The sequence below is a fragment of the Flavobacterium luteolum genome (genome assembly GCF_027111275.1).
Classification (GTDB): Bacteria; Bacteroidota; Bacteroidia; order Flavobacteriales; family Flavobacteriaceae; genus Flavobacterium; species Flavobacterium luteolum.
In genome coordinates this window covers 4,073,698-4,088,558 of record NZ_CP114286.1, presented here as the reverse complement: position 1 = coordinate 4,088,558, position 14,861 = coordinate 4,073,698, and the positions used below count along the sequence as shown (strand labels likewise).

General features: G+C 33.8%; 18 protein-coding genes. 11 read left to right on the top strand and 7 right to left on the bottom strand.

Annotation, left to right across the window (positions count from 1 at the left end; genetic code table 11):
• The first annotated feature begins 6 nt into the window (after positions 1 to 6).
• Positions 7 to 1,002 (top strand): hypothetical protein, encoded by a 996-nt coding sequence (locus OZP10_RS17550; RefSeq protein WP_281632033.1) that lies wholly within the window; start codon positions 7 to 9, stop codon positions 1,000 to 1,002.
• 149 nt (positions 1,003 to 1,151) lie between these two features.
• On the opposite strand, the gene OZP10_RS17545 is transcribed toward OZP10_RS17550, so the two are convergent.
• Both OZP10_RS17545 and OZP10_RS17540 read right to left on the bottom strand, forming a co-directional pair.
• A complete protein-coding gene (locus OZP10_RS17545; RefSeq protein WP_281632032.1) occupies positions 1,152 to 1,703 on the bottom strand; it encodes a DUF8465 domain-containing protein in 552 nt (183 codons plus the stop codon).
• A 1-nt stretch (position 1,704) separates the two neighbouring features.
• Positions 1,705 to 1,878 carry a hypothetical protein gene (locus OZP10_RS17540; RefSeq protein WP_008462622.1) on the bottom strand — a complete coding sequence of 58 codons (174 nt, stop codon included), beginning with the start codon at positions 1,876 to 1,878 and terminating at the stop codon, positions 1,705 to 1,707.
• 108 nt (positions 1,879 to 1,986) lie between these two features.
• Here OZP10_RS17540 and OZP10_RS17535 point away from each other — a divergent pair, with 108 nt between their 5' ends.
• A complete protein-coding gene (locus OZP10_RS17535) occupies positions 1,987 to 2,271 on the top strand; it encodes a DUF2752 domain-containing protein (protein WP_281632031.1) in 285 nt (94 codons plus the stop codon).
• A gap of 53 nt (positions 2,272 to 2,324) precedes the next feature.
• Here OZP10_RS17535 and OZP10_RS17530 read toward each other — a convergent pair whose 3' ends face one another.
• Positions 2,325 to 3,026, bottom strand: coding sequence for a DUF1003 domain-containing protein (locus OZP10_RS17530; RefSeq protein ID WP_281632030.1), 702 nt, complete (start codon positions 3,024 to 3,026; stop codon positions 2,325 to 2,327).
• A 190-nt stretch (positions 3,027 to 3,216) separates the two neighbouring features.
• Here OZP10_RS17530 and OZP10_RS17525 point away from each other — a divergent pair, with 190 nt between their 5' ends.
• From OZP10_RS17525 to OZP10_RS17510, 4 genes are all read left to right on the top strand, one after another.
• Positions 3,217 to 4,008, top strand: coding sequence for a serine O-acetyltransferase (locus OZP10_RS17525; protein WP_281634772.1), 792 nt, complete (start codon positions 3,217 to 3,219; stop codon positions 4,006 to 4,008).
• A gap of 1 nt (position 4,009) precedes the next feature.
• Positions 4,010 to 4,897, top strand: a complete 888-nt coding sequence (gene cysM, locus OZP10_RS17520; RefSeq protein ID WP_281632029.1) for a cysteine synthase CysM — start codon at positions 4,010 to 4,012, stop codon at positions 4,895 to 4,897.
• A gap of 155 nt (positions 4,898 to 5,052) precedes the next feature.
• On the top strand, positions 5,053 to 6,039 hold the full coding sequence (locus OZP10_RS17515; RefSeq protein WP_281632028.1) for an aldo/keto reductase: 987 nt from the start codon (positions 5,053 to 5,055) through the stop codon (positions 6,037 to 6,039).
• 152 nt (positions 6,040 to 6,191) lie between these two features.
• The gene (locus OZP10_RS17510) at positions 6,192 to 6,608 is read left to right on the top strand and encodes a hypothetical protein (RefSeq protein WP_281632027.1); all 417 of its coding nucleotides are present in this window, start codon (positions 6,192 to 6,194) and stop codon (positions 6,606 to 6,608) included.
• Positions 6,609 to 6,663: 55 nt separating this feature from the next.
• Here the strand turns inward: OZP10_RS17510 and OZP10_RS17505 are convergent, their stop codons facing one another.
• Positions 6,664 to 7,713 carry a sensor histidine kinase gene (locus tag OZP10_RS17505; RefSeq protein WP_281632026.1) on the bottom strand — a complete coding sequence of 350 codons (1,050 nt, stop codon included), beginning with the start codon at positions 7,711 to 7,713 and terminating at the stop codon, positions 6,664 to 6,666.
• A 159-nt stretch (positions 7,714 to 7,872) separates the two neighbouring features.
• On the opposite strand from OZP10_RS17505, the gene rlmD reads away from it, so the two are divergent.
• The 3 genes from rlmD to OZP10_RS17490 are packed head-to-tail and all read left to right on the top strand — an operon-like array spanning position 7,873 to position 10,636.
• Positions 7,873 to 9,285 carry a 23S rRNA (uracil(1939)-C(5))-methyltransferase RlmD gene (rlmD, locus tag OZP10_RS17500; protein ID WP_177210173.1) on the top strand — a complete coding sequence of 471 codons (1,413 nt, stop codon included), beginning with the start codon at positions 7,873 to 7,875 and terminating at the stop codon, positions 9,283 to 9,285.
• Positions 9,286 to 9,291: 6 nt separating this feature from the next.
• Entirely contained in the window at positions 9,292 to 9,825 is a 534-nt protein-coding gene (locus OZP10_RS17495) for a DUF6452 family protein (RefSeq protein ID WP_281632025.1), read from the top strand.
• Positions 9,797 to 10,636, top strand: a complete 840-nt coding sequence (locus tag OZP10_RS17490) for a DUF6048 family protein (protein WP_281632024.1) — start codon at positions 9,797 to 9,799, stop codon at positions 10,634 to 10,636. Before OZP10_RS17495 ends, OZP10_RS17490 begins: the two co-directional genes overlap by 29 nt.
• A gap of 134 nt (positions 10,637 to 10,770) precedes the next feature.
• Here OZP10_RS17490 and OZP10_RS17485 read toward each other — a convergent pair whose 3' ends face one another.
• The 3 genes from OZP10_RS17485 to OZP10_RS17475 all read right to left on the bottom strand — a co-directional run bounded on the left by OZP10_RS17485 (position 10,771) and on the right by OZP10_RS17475 (position 13,157).
• Positions 10,771 to 11,463 (bottom strand): aspartate/glutamate racemase family protein, encoded by a 693-nt coding sequence (locus tag OZP10_RS17485; RefSeq protein ID WP_281632023.1) that lies wholly within the window; start codon positions 11,461 to 11,463, stop codon positions 10,771 to 10,773.
• Positions 11,464 to 11,475: 12 nt separating this feature from the next.
• Complete coding sequence (locus OZP10_RS17480) at positions 11,476 to 11,712, bottom strand: hypothetical protein (protein ID WP_177210177.1); 237 nt, start codon at positions 11,710 to 11,712, stop codon at positions 11,476 to 11,478.
• A gap of 281 nt (positions 11,713 to 11,993) precedes the next feature.
• Positions 11,994 to 13,157 (bottom strand): THUMP domain-containing class I SAM-dependent RNA methyltransferase, encoded by a 1,164-nt coding sequence (locus tag OZP10_RS17475; RefSeq protein ID WP_177210178.1) that lies wholly within the window; start codon positions 13,155 to 13,157, stop codon positions 11,994 to 11,996.
• Positions 13,158 to 13,307: 150 nt separating this feature from the next.
• Here OZP10_RS17475 and OZP10_RS17470 point away from each other — a divergent pair, with 150 nt between their 5' ends.
• Together OZP10_RS17470 and OZP10_RS17465 are read left to right on the top strand one after the other, a co-directional pair.
• A complete protein-coding gene (locus OZP10_RS17470; protein ID WP_281632022.1) occupies positions 13,308 to 14,072 on the top strand; it encodes a class I SAM-dependent methyltransferase in 765 nt (254 codons plus the stop codon).
• A 91-nt stretch (positions 14,073 to 14,163) separates the two neighbouring features.
• Complete coding sequence (locus OZP10_RS17465; RefSeq protein WP_177210180.1) at positions 14,164 to 14,832, top strand: ZIP family metal transporter; 669 nt, start codon at positions 14,164 to 14,166, stop codon at positions 14,830 to 14,832.
• Positions 14,833 to 14,861: the final 29 nt, after the last annotated feature.

Genomic DNA, 14,861 nt, shown 5'->3' with positions numbered 1-14,861 from the left:
TTTACGATGAAAAAATATGCTGCCCTCCTGTTATTTGCCCTTCTCTTGAATGGTTGCGATGATGGGGATTTGACTGTGGATGATATAGACTTTTCAGATATTGAAACGTCACAAGCCTGTGATCCTACAACTAATACTTTAATTTATAAATTAAAACCTCAGGAAGCTCTTTTACTTCAAATGCCAGAAGGAGCGATCATCAATGATAACGGTACCAAAACATACACAATAGATTCAAAAGGCAATGGCGCGTATCGTGTAGTTTACAGAGCCTATGATGGAGCTGTTGCAAAAGACAATATCTGTGGTACAATTCCGCCGAGCAATCCAAAAGTAACCGAAGAATGGAATGGAATTGATGGAATAATAGAAATTACCACTAAACAAATAGATCCGCCCAATAGTAATAATGACGGAGGAACTCGAATTACAGGTTACGAACACACAATTGTTTTTAAAAATATAACATTTGCAAAACCGGCTGGAAACCAAACGGAAGCAGAATTTGTGTTTGGAAAATACAATACCTCTATAACACCAGCCAATCTGACTTTCAAAACCAATCCGAATGGTTCTGCTTATGAGTGCGATGAAGTTGCTAGAGTATACAATTACAACAATACGTTTTATTTATCTATTGACGATATCGATCCAACATTGTTTGCAGAGCCCATTACTCCAGGTCAACCTCGTACAAGTTTAATAACAGCAACACAGAATAAAGTATATTATAAAACTGCAAAAGAAGGAACTGGATCTATAACACCAGCTTTTGTTTGTGCCAAATTACAGCCGTCTGCACCTGCAATTGAAGAAACCTGGACAGGACAGATCGGAAAGCCAAATGAAAGTGGAATTATTGAAGTAACCACTACTTTAACTGGACAAATTTATGAGCACACAATAGTGCTTAAAAATGTAATTTTAGAGAAGGGTAATAGCAGCTTTAAATTGGGAAGCAGTTTCGTTCTTGGAAAAATTACCAGACCAAAAACAAACTAAAAAAGTAGATTTCTGAAAAGAAATCAGCAGAAATAATTCTTACAAAAAAACGTCTGTTTTTTGAGATGATTTTACAATAAAATCTAATCAAAAAACAGACGTTTTTTTATGCTTAACAAGTTAGCTTTTTATACGCTTAAAAAGCCCTTTTATTTATTGTTCTGCCTTATATAAACTTCGGTAGCACCAAGACCATACTTTTGATAATTGGCATCTTGAAAATCAATTCCGTCATAACGTCCCAATAAAAAATCAAGTTCAGCTTTCAAAATCCCTTCACCAACACCATGAATAAAAACGATTTTCGGAATGCGGTTTCTTATCGCAAATTCGATATGTCTTTTTGCCGTTTCGGTCTGTAATGTCAAAATATCATAGTTCGACATTCCGCGTTTATTAGGAACCAATTTTTCGATGTGTAAATCAAACTCTGGAACGCCAACTTCGCGCTTATCTTTCTTTTCTTTAACAAAACTTCTCGGTTTTGGCTCTGTTTTCTCTTTTGAAATTTCATCTAAATCAATTCTTTTAATAGAATTCATTAAATTACTGGCTTCTTGAATCTTAAGCAATTCGTTGACTAAAAATGTCATCATAAATCCGTCCTCAGTTTCAATCAAAACCTCGTTATTTTTAACCGAAACTACCGTTCCGTTTATGGCTTCGTCTAATACCGAAACCTTATCTCCTTTTGCCAACATCCTACTCTTCTTTATCGTTATTTTTACTTGGCGTTTTTGCACTCAGCTGCATCATTCCGAACATGAAAACTACAATTGCAGCAATCATGATATAGATATTTTTCTCTTCCGAAACCTGTTCGTATAACGCAACCGAAATCGCAAGAATCATTATTATAATTTTAAAAGTTTTCATCCTTTCTTTATTTTAAGATTTCAAAAATATAAAACTTTCAGATAGCGCTCCACTACTTCCCTAAACGTTTGTCATATTTTTTTAGTAAAATTGCAAAAAAGATCTGCCATGAGTTTAGAGAAATACATGATTCCTTGTCTGTTCAAAACCGTGTTTGGTTATGACTGTTTAGGATGCGGATTTCAGCGATCTTTATTCTTACTTTTTCAAGGTGATTTTTGGGCTGCTTTTAAAATGTATCCAGCCATTTATACCTGCCTTTTACTCTCCGTTTTTATTGCCTTTCATTTTTTAGACAAGTCTAGAAACTATAAAAAGCTAATCTGGAAAATGGCTATTATAAATCTTTTTTTTATGCTTGGCGGATATTATCTGAAGCACTTTTATTTTTAGATTTTAGATTTTCTAAAAGCCGCTTTGCTCCTTTTTTGAATTTCAAAAAACTTTTATTTCTTAATCTGATCCAAAATATCATTCATCATTTCAATTTGCACTTTCTGAATTTCAATTAATTCTTGTTGCTGATGCATAATTAAATGATCAATTTTATCGTGAATTAATCTAATCTCTAACTCCGATTTCAGATTGATCATAAAATCTTTTTTAGCACGATTACGGTCTTTTTCTTCCTGACGGTTTTGACTCATCATAATTACTGGTGCTTGCAAAGCTGCAACACACGACAAAATTAAATTTAAAAGAATAAACGGATAGGGATCAAAACCTTTGTTTAGAAAAATATACACATTCGAGATAATCCAAATCGATATAAATACCACAAACGAAATAATAAATGTCCAGCTTCCTCCAAAATCGGCTACTTTATCTGCCACTTTTTGTCCTAAATTTCGAGTTTCTTCCTCCTCTTCTACAATACTTACAATAGATTTATCTTCTTTTAATGAAGAAATAACATTTTTCTCCATTGCAGAAAGTGCTCCAATTTCGGTAGAAAGGTAATTTGAAATATACTTTTGGCGATATAGATTTAATTCATTTATAGAAATGCAATCTTCGGCACTAAAATCTGGAAACTCTTTTTTTATCAATCCCAAAATAGGGTCATGTATTGCCCTTCCGTAAATTTTTTCATTTTCATCAAAAGAAAGTCCAGAAATTGCACTTGTAAATGTTGGCTTATTTTTCATTTTAGTATATTTTGAAAGCTAATTTACGCAATTAACTTCTTAAGAATTGCATAAATAAGAACAGTTTAGAATTTGCTTTTTATCACAAATCAGACTTTGTAAAGAAAATTTCTTTCGTTAAATCGTGATTTTATTTCCAAAAAACGCCTTACTTTTAACGTTCCAAAATTATTCATTCATTTTTACCATTGTGACAAAAGACAATATCATACAAAACATAAAAGCTTTAAAGAGCCACTCTCACATAAATTACGGCATTAAAACCAAAACGGAAGACTTTACAGAAAAGCTTTTTTACACGCTTTTTGATTCGAATGCGGCGCTTGACGAAAGTATTGACGAACTAGAGTTTCGCTTCAAAGAAATTGCGGTTTTGGCGTGTAAAAAGCCTCAAAATTTATGCGAATCTATTTGGGACCGTTTTTTAGAAAAGCTACCAGGAGTTTTAGAAAAGCTAAATCAGGACGCGGAATATATTCTTGAGAACGATCCTGCTTCAAACAGTATTGACGAGGTTTATCTGGGATATCCAGGATTTTACGCCATTGCAATTTATAGATTAAGCCACGAATTATACCATCTCGATTTATTGCTTTTTTCTCGTTTAATGAGCGAATACGCACATAGAATTACAGGAACAGATATTCACGCAGGAGCCGATATTGCTTCACCATTTTTTATCGATCATGCAACAGGTATCGTAATTGGTGAGACAACTGTTATTAAAAAACATGTAAAAATTTATCAAGGTGTTACGCTCGGTGCATTAAGCGTAAGCAAGGAAATGAAAAATGCAAAAAGACATCCCACAGTTGAGGCAAATGTCTGCATTTATGCCAATGCAACCATTTTGGGCGGAGAAACAGTAATTGGAAAAAACAGTGTCGTTGGAGGAAATGCCTGGATTACCAAATCGATTCCAGAAGATTCTATCGTCTTAAACACCACTACTACTGAAGTTAAAATAAAAGAAAAAAAATAAAATGAATTCACATAAATTATTAAACCTAATTGGCAATACTCCGTTAATGGAAACTGTCAATCTAGTTAAAAATAAAAATGTAAAGCTTTTACTGAAACTAGAAGGAAATAATCCTGGGGGAAGCGTAAAAGACAGAGCCGCATACAATATGATTGCTGCCGCTTTGGAAAGAGGCGACATTAAAAAAGGAGATAAATTAATTGAAGCAACCAGCGGAAATACAGGAATTGCCTTAGCCATGATTGCGCAACTATTTGGTATTGAAATCGAATTGGTTTTACCAGAAGATTCTACCAAAGAACGTACTCAAACGATGCGTGCTTATGGTGCTACTGTTATTCTGACACCGGCAAGCGAAGGAATTATTGGTTCTAGAGACTACGCAGATAAAAAAGTAGCTCAAGGCGGTTATTTAATGCTGAATCAGTTTGCTAATGATGATAACTGGAAAGCGCACTACAAAACAACCGGTCCCGAAATATGGAATGATACTGATGGAACGGTAACGCATTTCGTTTCGGCCATGGGAACAACTGGAACCATTATTGGAACTTCGACTTATTTGAAAGAAAAGAATTCAAACGTACAGATTATTGGCGCGCAGCCAAGCGATGGTTCTCAGATTCCTGGAATTCGTAAATGGCCACAAGAATACTTACCGAAAATTTTTGATGCTTCAAAAGTAGATACTGTTATCGATGTGAGCGAAGAAGAAGCTCGAGCAATGACCAAAAGATTAGCTCTTGAAGAAGGCGTTTTTGCAGGAATGAGCAGCGGAGGCTCTGTTGCCGTTGCCTTAAAAATAGCAGAACAATTAGAATCTGGAGTTGTGGTTGCCGTGATCTGCGATCGAGGCGACCGTTATTTGTCTTCGGATTTATTTGATTAAAAAAGGTTCTAAGGTTCTGAGATGCTAAGGTTCTAAGTTTTTTAAAGAATTATGAATATAAAATCTTAGCATCTCAGAATCTTATAGACTTAGAAGTTACAAAAAAAACTTAGCACCTCAGGACCTTAGCAACTTAGAACCTCAAAAGAAAAAAAATGAACTACAGAAAACTAGGAAAAACAAACTTTAATATCTCTGAAATTTCGCTTGGCACTTGGCAGGTTGGCGGAAAATGGGGATCGGGTTTTGATGATAAAACTGCCGACGAACTATTGAATACCGCTATTGATAATGGCGTAAATTTTATTGATACTGCAGATGTTTACGAAAACGGATTGAGCGAAACTGCCGTTGGAAGAGTCGTTCGTTCTCGCTCTGAACGAATTTTTGTTGCCACAAAATGTGGACGCCAGATAAATCCACATGTTAATGAAGGATATACTCCAAAAGTGCTTCAAAAATTTGTTGAAGACAGCTTAAAAAGAACAGGATTAGAAACGCTTGATCTGATTCAATTACATTGTCCTCCAACAGAAGTGTACTATCGTCCAGAAATCTTTGAACTTTTTGACCGATTGAAAGATCAGGGAAAAATTCTTAATCTTGGCGTAAGTGTCGAAAAGGTTGAAGAAGCATTAAAAGCTATTGAATATTCGAATGTAACTACGGTTCAAATTATCTTCAATTTGTTTCGCCAGCGTCCTTCTGAGCTGTTTTTCTCAGAAGCTAAAAAGAAAGACATTGGAATCATTGCAAGAGTTCCGTTGGCAAGCGGACTTTTAACAGGAAAATTTGATTTAAAAACTACTTTTGAACCTCAGGATCACCGAAATTTTAATCGTAACGGAGAAGCGTTTGATAAAGGCGAGACTTTTTCTGGAATTGATTATGAATTAGGCTTAAAAGCAGTTGAAGAATTAAAAGCTTTATTTCCTGAATCGAAAAACCTTGCCGCAATTGCACTTCAATGGATTTTAAGTTTTAATGAAGTAAGCTGTATTATTCCAGGTGCGTCAAAAACAGAACACGTTTTATCGAATTTATTGGTTTATGACACTCCAAAATTAACCTCAGAACAGATTACAGCAATGAATAAAATCTACAGCAATCTAATTAAACCTTCTGTTCACCAGCTTTGGTAAATACTAATAATACACTTTTAAGATGCTGAAACTACACCAAATTTCAGCATCTTAAAAACATCAAATTATCCTATAAAATTTTCTCACAGTTTCAACGCAACCTTTTCTTTATCAGCACATCTAATAATAAAACTAATCATAAATCATTAACCATGAAAAAACCAAGTTTTATTTTATTTGTTGTTTCGCTACTCTGCTTTTCCTGCAGCAATGATGATAGCACGACACAAGAAGAAGATACTGCAAAACTAGAAAGTATCTACAACGACATTATTACCTATTCTAAAATCGAAACCGAATCTTGCTCAAATCCTGCAGAATGGGGTTTTGTAAAAATGTTTGACAGCCCATGTTCTGCAACTGGAGGTTATATTCTATATTCTAAAAAAGCAGATCAATCTGTTCTAGAGAAAAAAATTGAACAGTATAAAGCACAGAAAGCTTACATTAGTAAAAAATGGGGCTTTTATGCAGATGTATCGCCACCTTGCATAGATAAAAAAGTTCCAACAGGAGTAAAATGTGTTGACAATAAACCGCAATTATATTTTGATTTTGTTCTCTATTAAAATATTAAAGGCTGTTAAGAATAGAGATCTTAACAGCCTTATTTTTTTCTGGAACTTAGATATCAAATTCAATTCTAAACTCCGCACCTTTATTTTTTCCTTCGCTTGATGCGGTTAGTAGGCCTTTGTTTCTTTCAATGATTTTTTTGCACAAATACAATCCAATTCCTGTAGAACCTTCATTTGCGGTTCCTAGACGGCTCATTTTGGTAAACTTTTTAAACAACTCTTCAATTTGATTTTTATCAAAGCCCATTCCTTTATCTCTTACCGTAACTATCAATTTGGAATTTTCTGAAAAGATTCTAACTTTAATTTCACTATCAAAATAAGAAAACTTGACCGCATTGCTTATCAGATTTACCAGAACCTGAATTAAAAGTCCCTCGTCTATTTTTAGCTTTGCTTCATTACATTCTACAGCCAAATCCAGCTTTATGTTTTTATCAAACAGGCGCTGTTCTACTTGTTCGTTAATAAACGGAATGATATTAGGAAATAAAACCGTTTTAACTTCCTGATTTATTTTTACCACTTCATCTTGTTCTTTAAGCAATTTGATGAAATTTTCAATATATCGAAATTGAAGATCAGTCGATTCGCAAATTAATTCGGCCAGATTTTTAACTGATTCTGATGGATTTTCACTTATAATCAACTGCGCTAAACCTTGCGGATTCCCTGCAAAATTTCTCAAATCATGCGAAAGCATATAGATTAAATCCTGTTTTTCATTAATAAAATTCTCTGCTTCATTAATAGATTCCTGTATATTACACAAAAGCAGTCCTGCTTCATCTGTATAGTCTGTTGGCAAATCAGATAATTTTCTTGAATCTCTGTACTCATCTAATGCTTTTGATGCCGTTGCGATAGGTTTTATCAATCTGTTTAAAACTAAAAGTGTAATTGCTGTTGCAAGCAATGTCATAATTAGTGAAAAAATAAGAATTGAAGATGGAGAAATACTATGTTCAAAAAATAAAACGAAAAACAAAATTCCGATTAAGGGAATATGAATTCCAATAAAAGCGACAAATAGGAATTTAAATGCATAACTTTTTTTAAGAAAACTGATTTGAGAAAGTTTATGATACAACTTCATAAAAAGAAGAGAATAAGCGTAGGTTAATAGCTGTTTTTGTTGGGGTAATTATAAAAACAAAATTAGCTTTTATGCTCAATTAAACTAATATTTTAAAGAATTTCTAAATTTTTTCAAAAATTAAATTTGTAAAAGTTTTCAAAGGCTTATTTTTGCGCTATGGGAAGAAAAAATACAGACAAAGTTGTCTTTCATCAAATTCAAGTTCTTGATGCTGGTGCAAAAGGCGTTTCAGTAGCCAAAGCACCTGACGGAAAAGTAATCTTTATTCCGAATGTGGTACCTGGAGATGTTGTGGACGTGCAGACATTAAAAAAAAGAAAGGCTTACTACGAAGGTAAAGCTGTAAAATTTCACGAATTATCTGAATATAGAGTAGAACCAATCTGCGAACATTTTGGAGTATGCGGAGGCTGCAAATGGCAAAATATGAAATACAGCCAGCAGCTTGCATTTAAACAAAATGAGGTTAAAAATCACTTACAAAGAATAGGGAAAATTGAACTTCCAGAATTTGAAGATATTTTAGGTTCTGAAAAACAGTTCTTTTATAGAAATAAAATGGAATTTTCTTTTTCAAATAGCCGTTGGCTAACAGAAAAAGAAATTGGAAGCACTGAAGATTTAGGAAACAGAAATGCTTTAGGATTCCATATTCCGAAAATGTGGGATAAAATTCTTGATATCAACAAATGTCATTTACAAGAAGACCCTTCAAATGCCATTCGTAACGAAATCAGAGCTTTTGCAAACGAACATAATTTAGCGTTTTTTAATCCAAGAGAACATTCTGGATTATTAAGAACTGTAATGATTCGTACTGTTTCTACAGGTGAAATTATGGTTTTAATTCAGTTTTTTGAAGATGATAAAGAAAACCGAGAGTTGATTCTTGATCATTTATACGAGAAATTTCCACAAATTACTTCATTGCAATATGTTGTAAACGGAAAACCAAACGACACTATTTACGATCAAGATGTTGTTCTTTACAAAGGAAGAGATTACATCTTAGAAGAAATGGAAGGTCTAAAATTCAGTATTAACGCAAAATCTTTTTACCAGACCAATTCTGACCAAGCTTACGAATTATATAAAATAACCCGAGATTTTGCTGGTCTTACCGGAAACGAGACAGTTTATGACTTGTATACAGGAACGGGAACAATTGCTCAATTCGTTTCTAAAAAAGCAAAAAAAGTAATCGGAGTAGAAAGTGTTCCTGAAGCAATTCTTGATGCTAAAGCCAATGCAGAACGCAATAATATTACAAATTGCGAGTTTTTTGTTGGTGACATGAAAGTGGTATTCAATGAAGCTTTTATTGCACAGCACGGAAAACCAGATGTTATTATTACAGATCCGCCTCGTGACGGCATGCATAAAGATGTAGTGGAGCAAATTTTAAAAATTGCACCAAAAAGAGTTGTTTATGTAAGCTGTAATTCTGCAACGCAAGCACGTGATTTGGCTTTAATGGATGAAAAATACAAAGTAACACGTGTGAGACCTGTAGATATGTTTCCTCAGACGCATCATGTTGAAAATGTTGTACTTTTAGAACTTCGATAAAAATAGATGAAAAAACTAATCTCTCTTTTACTGCTCTTTACTTTTGGCTTATCTAGCTGCGAGAAAGATGATGTCTGTGATCCTAATACACCAACTACACCTAGATTGGTGATTACATTCTATGATATTTCCAATCCTACCAAAACCAGAAATGTGAGTAACTTAAAAGTTATTGGTGAAGGAATGGAACAGGGAATTGTTTTTAATGAAAGTCTTGCAGTTGATGATTCATTACGATATGTAACCAATGGAAGCACTGTTATGATTCCTTTAAAAGTAAACGACAGTACAACAACCTTCAAGTTTATTTCCAATTCATTTAATCCTGCTTCAATCAATACTGATGTGTTAAAATTTAATTATACATCGCAAAATGTATACGTCTCTAGAGCATGTGGATTTAAAACTATATTTCAGTTAAGAAACGTTCTACCTATTGTTCAAACTGATCCAGACGGTAGTATTTGGATGACCGACGTTGTATTAGAAAACCCTAACATTGAATCTGAAAATGAAACACACATTAAAGTTTATTTCTAGTCTTTCATTATTGTTTTCAATGTTTTTAGGTTACGCTCAGGATGTTCCTGAGATTTCTAAAAATAAAGATACAATAGTGACTAAAAAGCCTCAAACAGAAAAAACTGTAAAGACGGCAAAACCAGAAGTTCAGGAAACCCAAAAAGACAGCGTTGTAAAAACAGATCGCTACGGGCTTCGTGTAGGTGTCGATTTGTACAAACTTACGCGCGGGCTTTATGACAAAGATTATAAAGGAGTCGAATTTGTTGGAGATTGGCGCTTGACAAAAAAATACTATATAGCTGCAGAACTAGGCTACGAGGACAAAACTACCGAGGATGACCGATTAACCTCTTCGGCTAACGGAACGTACATAAAAGCAGGTTTTGATTATAATTTTTATCAAAACTGGTTGGATATGGAAAACTTAATTACGATTGGAATGCGAGGCGGTTTCAGTACTTTTAGCCAAGAACTGATTAATTACAAAATCTATAATCCGAATCCGTATTGGGGAGAATTACCGCCTATAGCAGAAGGTCAAAAATATAACGGCCTTACAGCAACTTGGATCGAGGTTGCCATGGGATTAAAAGCACAGGTTTTTAAAAATGTATTTGTTGGTTTTGGCGTACAGCTTAAACTTCTGGCAACCAATAAAGAGCCTAATAATTTTGAAAACCTTTATATTCCTGGCTTCAATAGAACTTATGATGGAAGTTTCGGAATTGGTTTCAACTACACAGTTTCTTACTTTATTCCGATTTATAAGAAAAAAACGATGGCGTCTGAAACTGCAAAAAAAGAAGAACCTAAGAAGAAGAAATAGTTCTTTTTTAAGATGCTAAGATACTAAGGGACTAAGGGTAAAAAAAGCGGTAAATTCAAGTTGAATTTACCGCTTTTTTTTATGTTGTTAAGAAAACTTAGAACCTTAGTAGCTTAGAACCTCAGCACCTAAAACTAAGTTAACTGAAAATTAATCGCTGCTTGTGTATGTATTAAAGTAGTATCAAAAATTGGAACATTTAAGTCGCCTTCTTTTATGACTAGTGGAATTTCGGTACATCCTAAAATGATTCCTTCTGCTCCGTTTTGAATTAATTCATTTACAATTTCTAAGTAACGCTTTTTCGTTTCTTCTGTTGCAATTCCTCTTCCTAATTCTTCGAAAATGGTGTAATGAATAAAATCTTTATCAGCTTCGCTTAGTGGTATTATCGTTTCAATTTCTTTCTCAGCCAATTTATCTTTAAAGAAATCCAATTCCATTGTAAATTTCGTTCCTAGCAGACCAACTTTTTTCAATTGTTTTTTATGAATTTCAATCGCTGTTTCTTCTGCAATATGAATAAGAGGAATATCAATAGCTTCTTGTATCCTATCAGCAATTAAATGCATGGTATTGGCGCATAAAAGAATAGCTTCTGCCCCACCCGATTTTAAAACTTCAGCAGCTTTTAAAAGCATATTAAAAGTCGAATCCCAATCGTTAGCATCGTTATTCTTTTTAATATCGGAATAATTAAAAGAGTAGATTAGACATTCCGAGAAATTCAGTCCGCCCAATTTCTCATTAATTCCTTTATTAATCAAAGTATAATAATCAGATGTAGAAACCCAGCTGATTCCACCGATAAGTCCAATTTTCCTCATATATTTTCCAAATTATCCTATTTCTTTAATTCCTTTTATAAAAAGCCATTTCATAAAAAGCTTTTCACCGTCTTTGGTTCTTACAGCTTGGAATTTAGGTCCAATAATAGTTCCGATTACAAATGCCGTCATCGGAATCCAGATTCCAGTTAATCCTGTGTAAGCAGCAATCAAATATCTAAATGCAAGAAATAAAATGGCAAAAGCTGCCAATTGGTATAAAAAAGCGCGTAGTTGTAGTTTTGACATGTTTTTTTTAGAGTTGCTAAGGTTCTGAGATGCAAAGCTGCTAAGTTTTTCTTCTTGCAGCTTATATTCTTAGAAGCTTACTATTTATTTTAAATTATTTTTTTTAAGGTTCAGAGTTGCAAGGTTCAGAGAGGCAAAGTTTCTTCTCTTTGTAGTTTTAAAGCCTAGTTCTTTGAACTCATAATCAAATTATATTCTAAATATTCTTTTAGGTTAAAGTTAAGATTTTCAAATCGACAAAGATTTTCACTTTGTCCCTTTGAACCTTTGTTACTTTGCACCTATTCAGAAACCTGAAATTTCGTTCTCTTACTTCCTTCGTACATTTCGTATTTTACCAAACGTGCTTCAAGGCTTCCGTTAAAAAGTTTAATTTTTCTTGAAGGTTTTAATCCTACGAATTTTAAAGCTTCTAGGTTTGCTGTAATAAACCAAGCGTTTGTTCCTGGATAATTCTTCTTTAAGGTATCTCCAATGCTGGCGTAAAATCTTTCCATATGAATATCTAAACGTTCATCATAAGGCGGATTGAAAACAATATGAAGTTTTCCTTCTGTTTCTTTTTCCGTATCAAAGAAATTCTCTTCGTAAATTTTAATATAATCTTCTAAATTGGCATTTCTAATATTGTCTTTGGCTTTGCTTACAGCACTTGGCGCTTTATCAAAACCTTTAATTGTATAATGAAACTCTCTTGTTTTTTTCATTAAACTATCAACAATTGTATCGAACAAATCATTGTCCCAATCTTTCCATTTTTCAAAAGCAAATTCTTTTCTGTTAATGTTTGCCGGAATATTGCAGGCAATCATTGCTGCTTCTGCTAAGAAAGTTCCAGAACCGCACATTGGATCAAGAAAATCACTTTGTCCGTCCCAGCCAGACAGTAAAAGAATTCCAGCCGCTAAAACCTCATTAATCGGAGCAATATTGGTAGCTGTTCTATAACCACGCTGATGAAGCGAAGCTCCAGAAGTATCCAAAGCCACAGAAACCTGATCTTTGTCGATATGAATATTAATGCGTAAATCTGGATATTGCTTATCAATACTCGGCCTTTGACCAGTTCTTTCTCTAAATTGATCTACAATCGCATCTTTACATTTCTGCGAAACAAATTCAGAATGATTGAAATAAGTAGAATGCACCGTTGCATCGATCACAAAAGTCTGATTCGCATTTAAAAGTTTAGACCAGTTTAAACCCGAAATACCTTTGTACAACGCTTGTTCATTATTTGCTCTAAAAGAATAAATTGGTTTTAAGACTTTAAGCGCGGTACGCAAAGACAAATTGGCTTTATACATAAAACCTTTATCTCCTTTAAAACTCACCATTCTCACCCCCTTTTCGACATCTTGAGCGCCAAGTGCACGTAATTCTTTTTCTAATATTTCTTCAAAGCCAAAAAAACATTTGGCAATCATTTTAAAATTTTCTTCCATCTTGTCTTTTAAATTAAAAAAAACTAAAAATTTAAAAGATGCATTCCTGCATCTCTTTGCATAATGCAACAATGTATCGCTGCTAAATAGTAATTTTTCGGCAAAAATACACTAAATTTGCCGGACTTTGAATTAATTGAAATAGAATAAATGTCCGAAAAGCATAACGACTCCATCCCAAATCAAGAAGGCGACGATCAAAACTGGTACTCTTCGTGGTTTGACACGCCTTATTATCACATTCTTTACAAGGATCGTAATTATCGTGAAGCTCAAGTTTTCATGGACAATTTAACGCACTACCTTAATTTGCCTGAGAAAGCAAAAGTATTGGATTTAGCGTGCGGAAAAGGCCGTCATTCTATTTATTTAAATCAATTAGGCTACGATGTTTTAGGAGCCGATCTGTCTGAAAACAGCATTACTGAAGCTAGTAAAAATAGTAATGAAACCCTGCATTTTAAAGTGCACGACATGCGCGAACCTTTTGAAGAAAAGTTCGATGCCATTTTCAACCTTTTTACCAGTTTTGGCTACTTCGAAAGCGACGACGATAATCTAACAACCTTAAAAGCAATTAAAGAAAGCTTATCTGAATATGGTTTTGCGGTTATTGATTTTATGAATGTTGCAAACGTAATTGAAAACCTTGTTCCAGAAGAAGTAAAAACGGTTGACGAAATAGATTTTCACATCAAAAGATATGTAGAAGACGGGCATATTTTCAAAGAAATTGATTTTGAAGACCAAGGCAGAAAATATCATTTTACAGAAAAAGTAAAAGCACTAACTTTGAAAGACTTTCAGGATTTAATGGACGAGGCTGGAATTTTCCTGCTGGACATTTTTGGAGACTATAAACTCAAAAAATTCCATAAAACCGAAAGCGAAAGATTAATCATGATTTTTAAATAAATTGGTTAATCGTTTAATTGTTGAACCGTTTAATCGCTAAACAAAAAAACAATTAACCGATTAAACGAATCAACGATTAAACAAAATAAAAATGAACTATTTACTACCCTTAATTTCTGTACTTTTAGGATATAGTGTGGCTTTGTTTATAAAACCAGAAAACAAAACCAATTTAAAACTGCTGCTTGCATTCAGCGGTTCTTTTTTATTGTCTTTAACAGTAATGCATCTGCTACCAGATGTTTACGAATCGCATAATCACAATATCGGAATCTTCATAATGGTCGGGATTTTATTCCAGATCGTTCTCGAATTTTTCTCAAAAGGTGCCGAACACGGACACGTACACGGACATGCAAAAATGTCTCAGATTCCGTGGCTATTGTTTATCAGTCTTTGCATTCATGCCTTTTTAGAAGGTTTTCCAGTAAGCCATCATCATGGCTTAGCCGTCGGAATTGCCATTCATCATTTGCCAATTGCTGTTATCTTAACAACATTTTTCATTAATGCCGATTTAAACAAAAAAGCCATTTTTGCCTTCATGCTCACATTTGCCATTATGACGCCACTAGGAACTGTAGCATCTGAATATTTGCCTTTTTTAAGTAAATATTACACCGAAATAACGGCAATCGTAATTGGTATTTTATTCCACATTTCATCAACGATTATTTTTGAAAGCAGCGAAGGGCATAAATTTAATATCGCCAAAGTTTCTATGATCGTTCTCGGAATTTTATTGGCATTCTTTTTATAATGTGTCAATTAGAAAATGTGCCAATTAGA

What these genes read in the sequence shown, in the direction of transcription:
- OZP10_RS17505 (WP_281632026.1), bottom strand. Translation starts at nt 7,713, where the DNA reads ATGAAGTTGTATCATAAACTTTCTCAAATCAGTTTTCTTAAAAAAAGT.
- OZP10_RS17465 (WP_177210180.1), top strand. Translation starts at nt 14,164, where the DNA reads ATGAACTATTTACTACCCTTAATTTCTGTACTTTTAGGATATAGTGTG.
- OZP10_RS17510 (WP_281632027.1), top strand. Translation starts at nt 6,192, where the DNA reads ATGAAAAAACCAAGTTTTATTTTATTTGTTGTTTCGCTACTCTGCTTT.
- OZP10_RS17530 (WP_281632030.1), bottom strand. Translation starts at nt 3,026, where the DNA reads ATGAAAAATAAGCCAACATTTACAAGTGCAATTTCTGGACTTTCTTTT.
- OZP10_RS17550 (WP_281632033.1), top strand. Translation starts at nt 7, where the DNA reads ATGAAAAAATATGCTGCCCTCCTGTTATTTGCCCTTCTCTTGAATGGT.
- OZP10_RS17485 (WP_281632023.1), bottom strand. Translation starts at nt 11,463, where the DNA reads ATGAGGAAAATTGGACTTATCGGTGGAATCAGCTGGGTTTCTACATCT.
- OZP10_RS17475 (WP_177210178.1), bottom strand. Translation starts at nt 13,157, where the DNA reads ATGGAAGAAAATTTTAAAATGATTGCCAAATGTTTTTTTGGCTTTGAA.
- OZP10_RS17480 (WP_177210177.1), bottom strand. Translation starts at nt 11,712, where the DNA reads ATGTCAAAACTACAACTACGCGCTTTTTTATACCAATTGGCAGCTTTT.
- cysM (WP_281632029.1), top strand. Translation starts at nt 4,010, where the DNA reads ATGAATTCACATAAATTATTAAACCTAATTGGCAATACTCCGTTAATG.
- rlmD (WP_177210173.1), top strand. Translation starts at nt 7,873, where the DNA reads ATGGGAAGAAAAAATACAGACAAAGTTGTCTTTCATCAAATTCAAGTT.
- OZP10_RS17470 (WP_281632022.1), top strand. Translation starts at nt 13,308, where the DNA reads ATGTCCGAAAAGCATAACGACTCCATCCCAAATCAAGAAGGCGACGAT.
- OZP10_RS17545 (WP_281632032.1), bottom strand. Translation starts at nt 1,703, where the DNA reads ATGTTGGCAAAAGGAGATAAGGTTTCGGTATTAGACGAAGCCATAAAC.
- OZP10_RS17540 (WP_008462622.1), bottom strand. Translation starts at nt 1,878, where the DNA reads ATGAAAACTTTTAAAATTATAATAATGATTCTTGCGATTTCGGTTGCG.
- OZP10_RS17495 (WP_281632025.1), top strand. Translation starts at nt 9,292, where the DNA reads ATGAAAAAACTAATCTCTCTTTTACTGCTCTTTACTTTTGGCTTATCT.
- OZP10_RS17490 (WP_281632024.1), top strand. Translation starts at nt 9,797, where the DNA reads ATGAAACACACATTAAAGTTTATTTCTAGTCTTTCATTATTGTTTTCA.
- OZP10_RS17535 (WP_281632031.1), top strand. Translation starts at nt 1,987, where the DNA reads ATGAGTTTAGAGAAATACATGATTCCTTGTCTGTTCAAAACCGTGTTT.
- OZP10_RS17515 (WP_281632028.1), top strand. Translation starts at nt 5,053, where the DNA reads ATGAACTACAGAAAACTAGGAAAAACAAACTTTAATATCTCTGAAATT.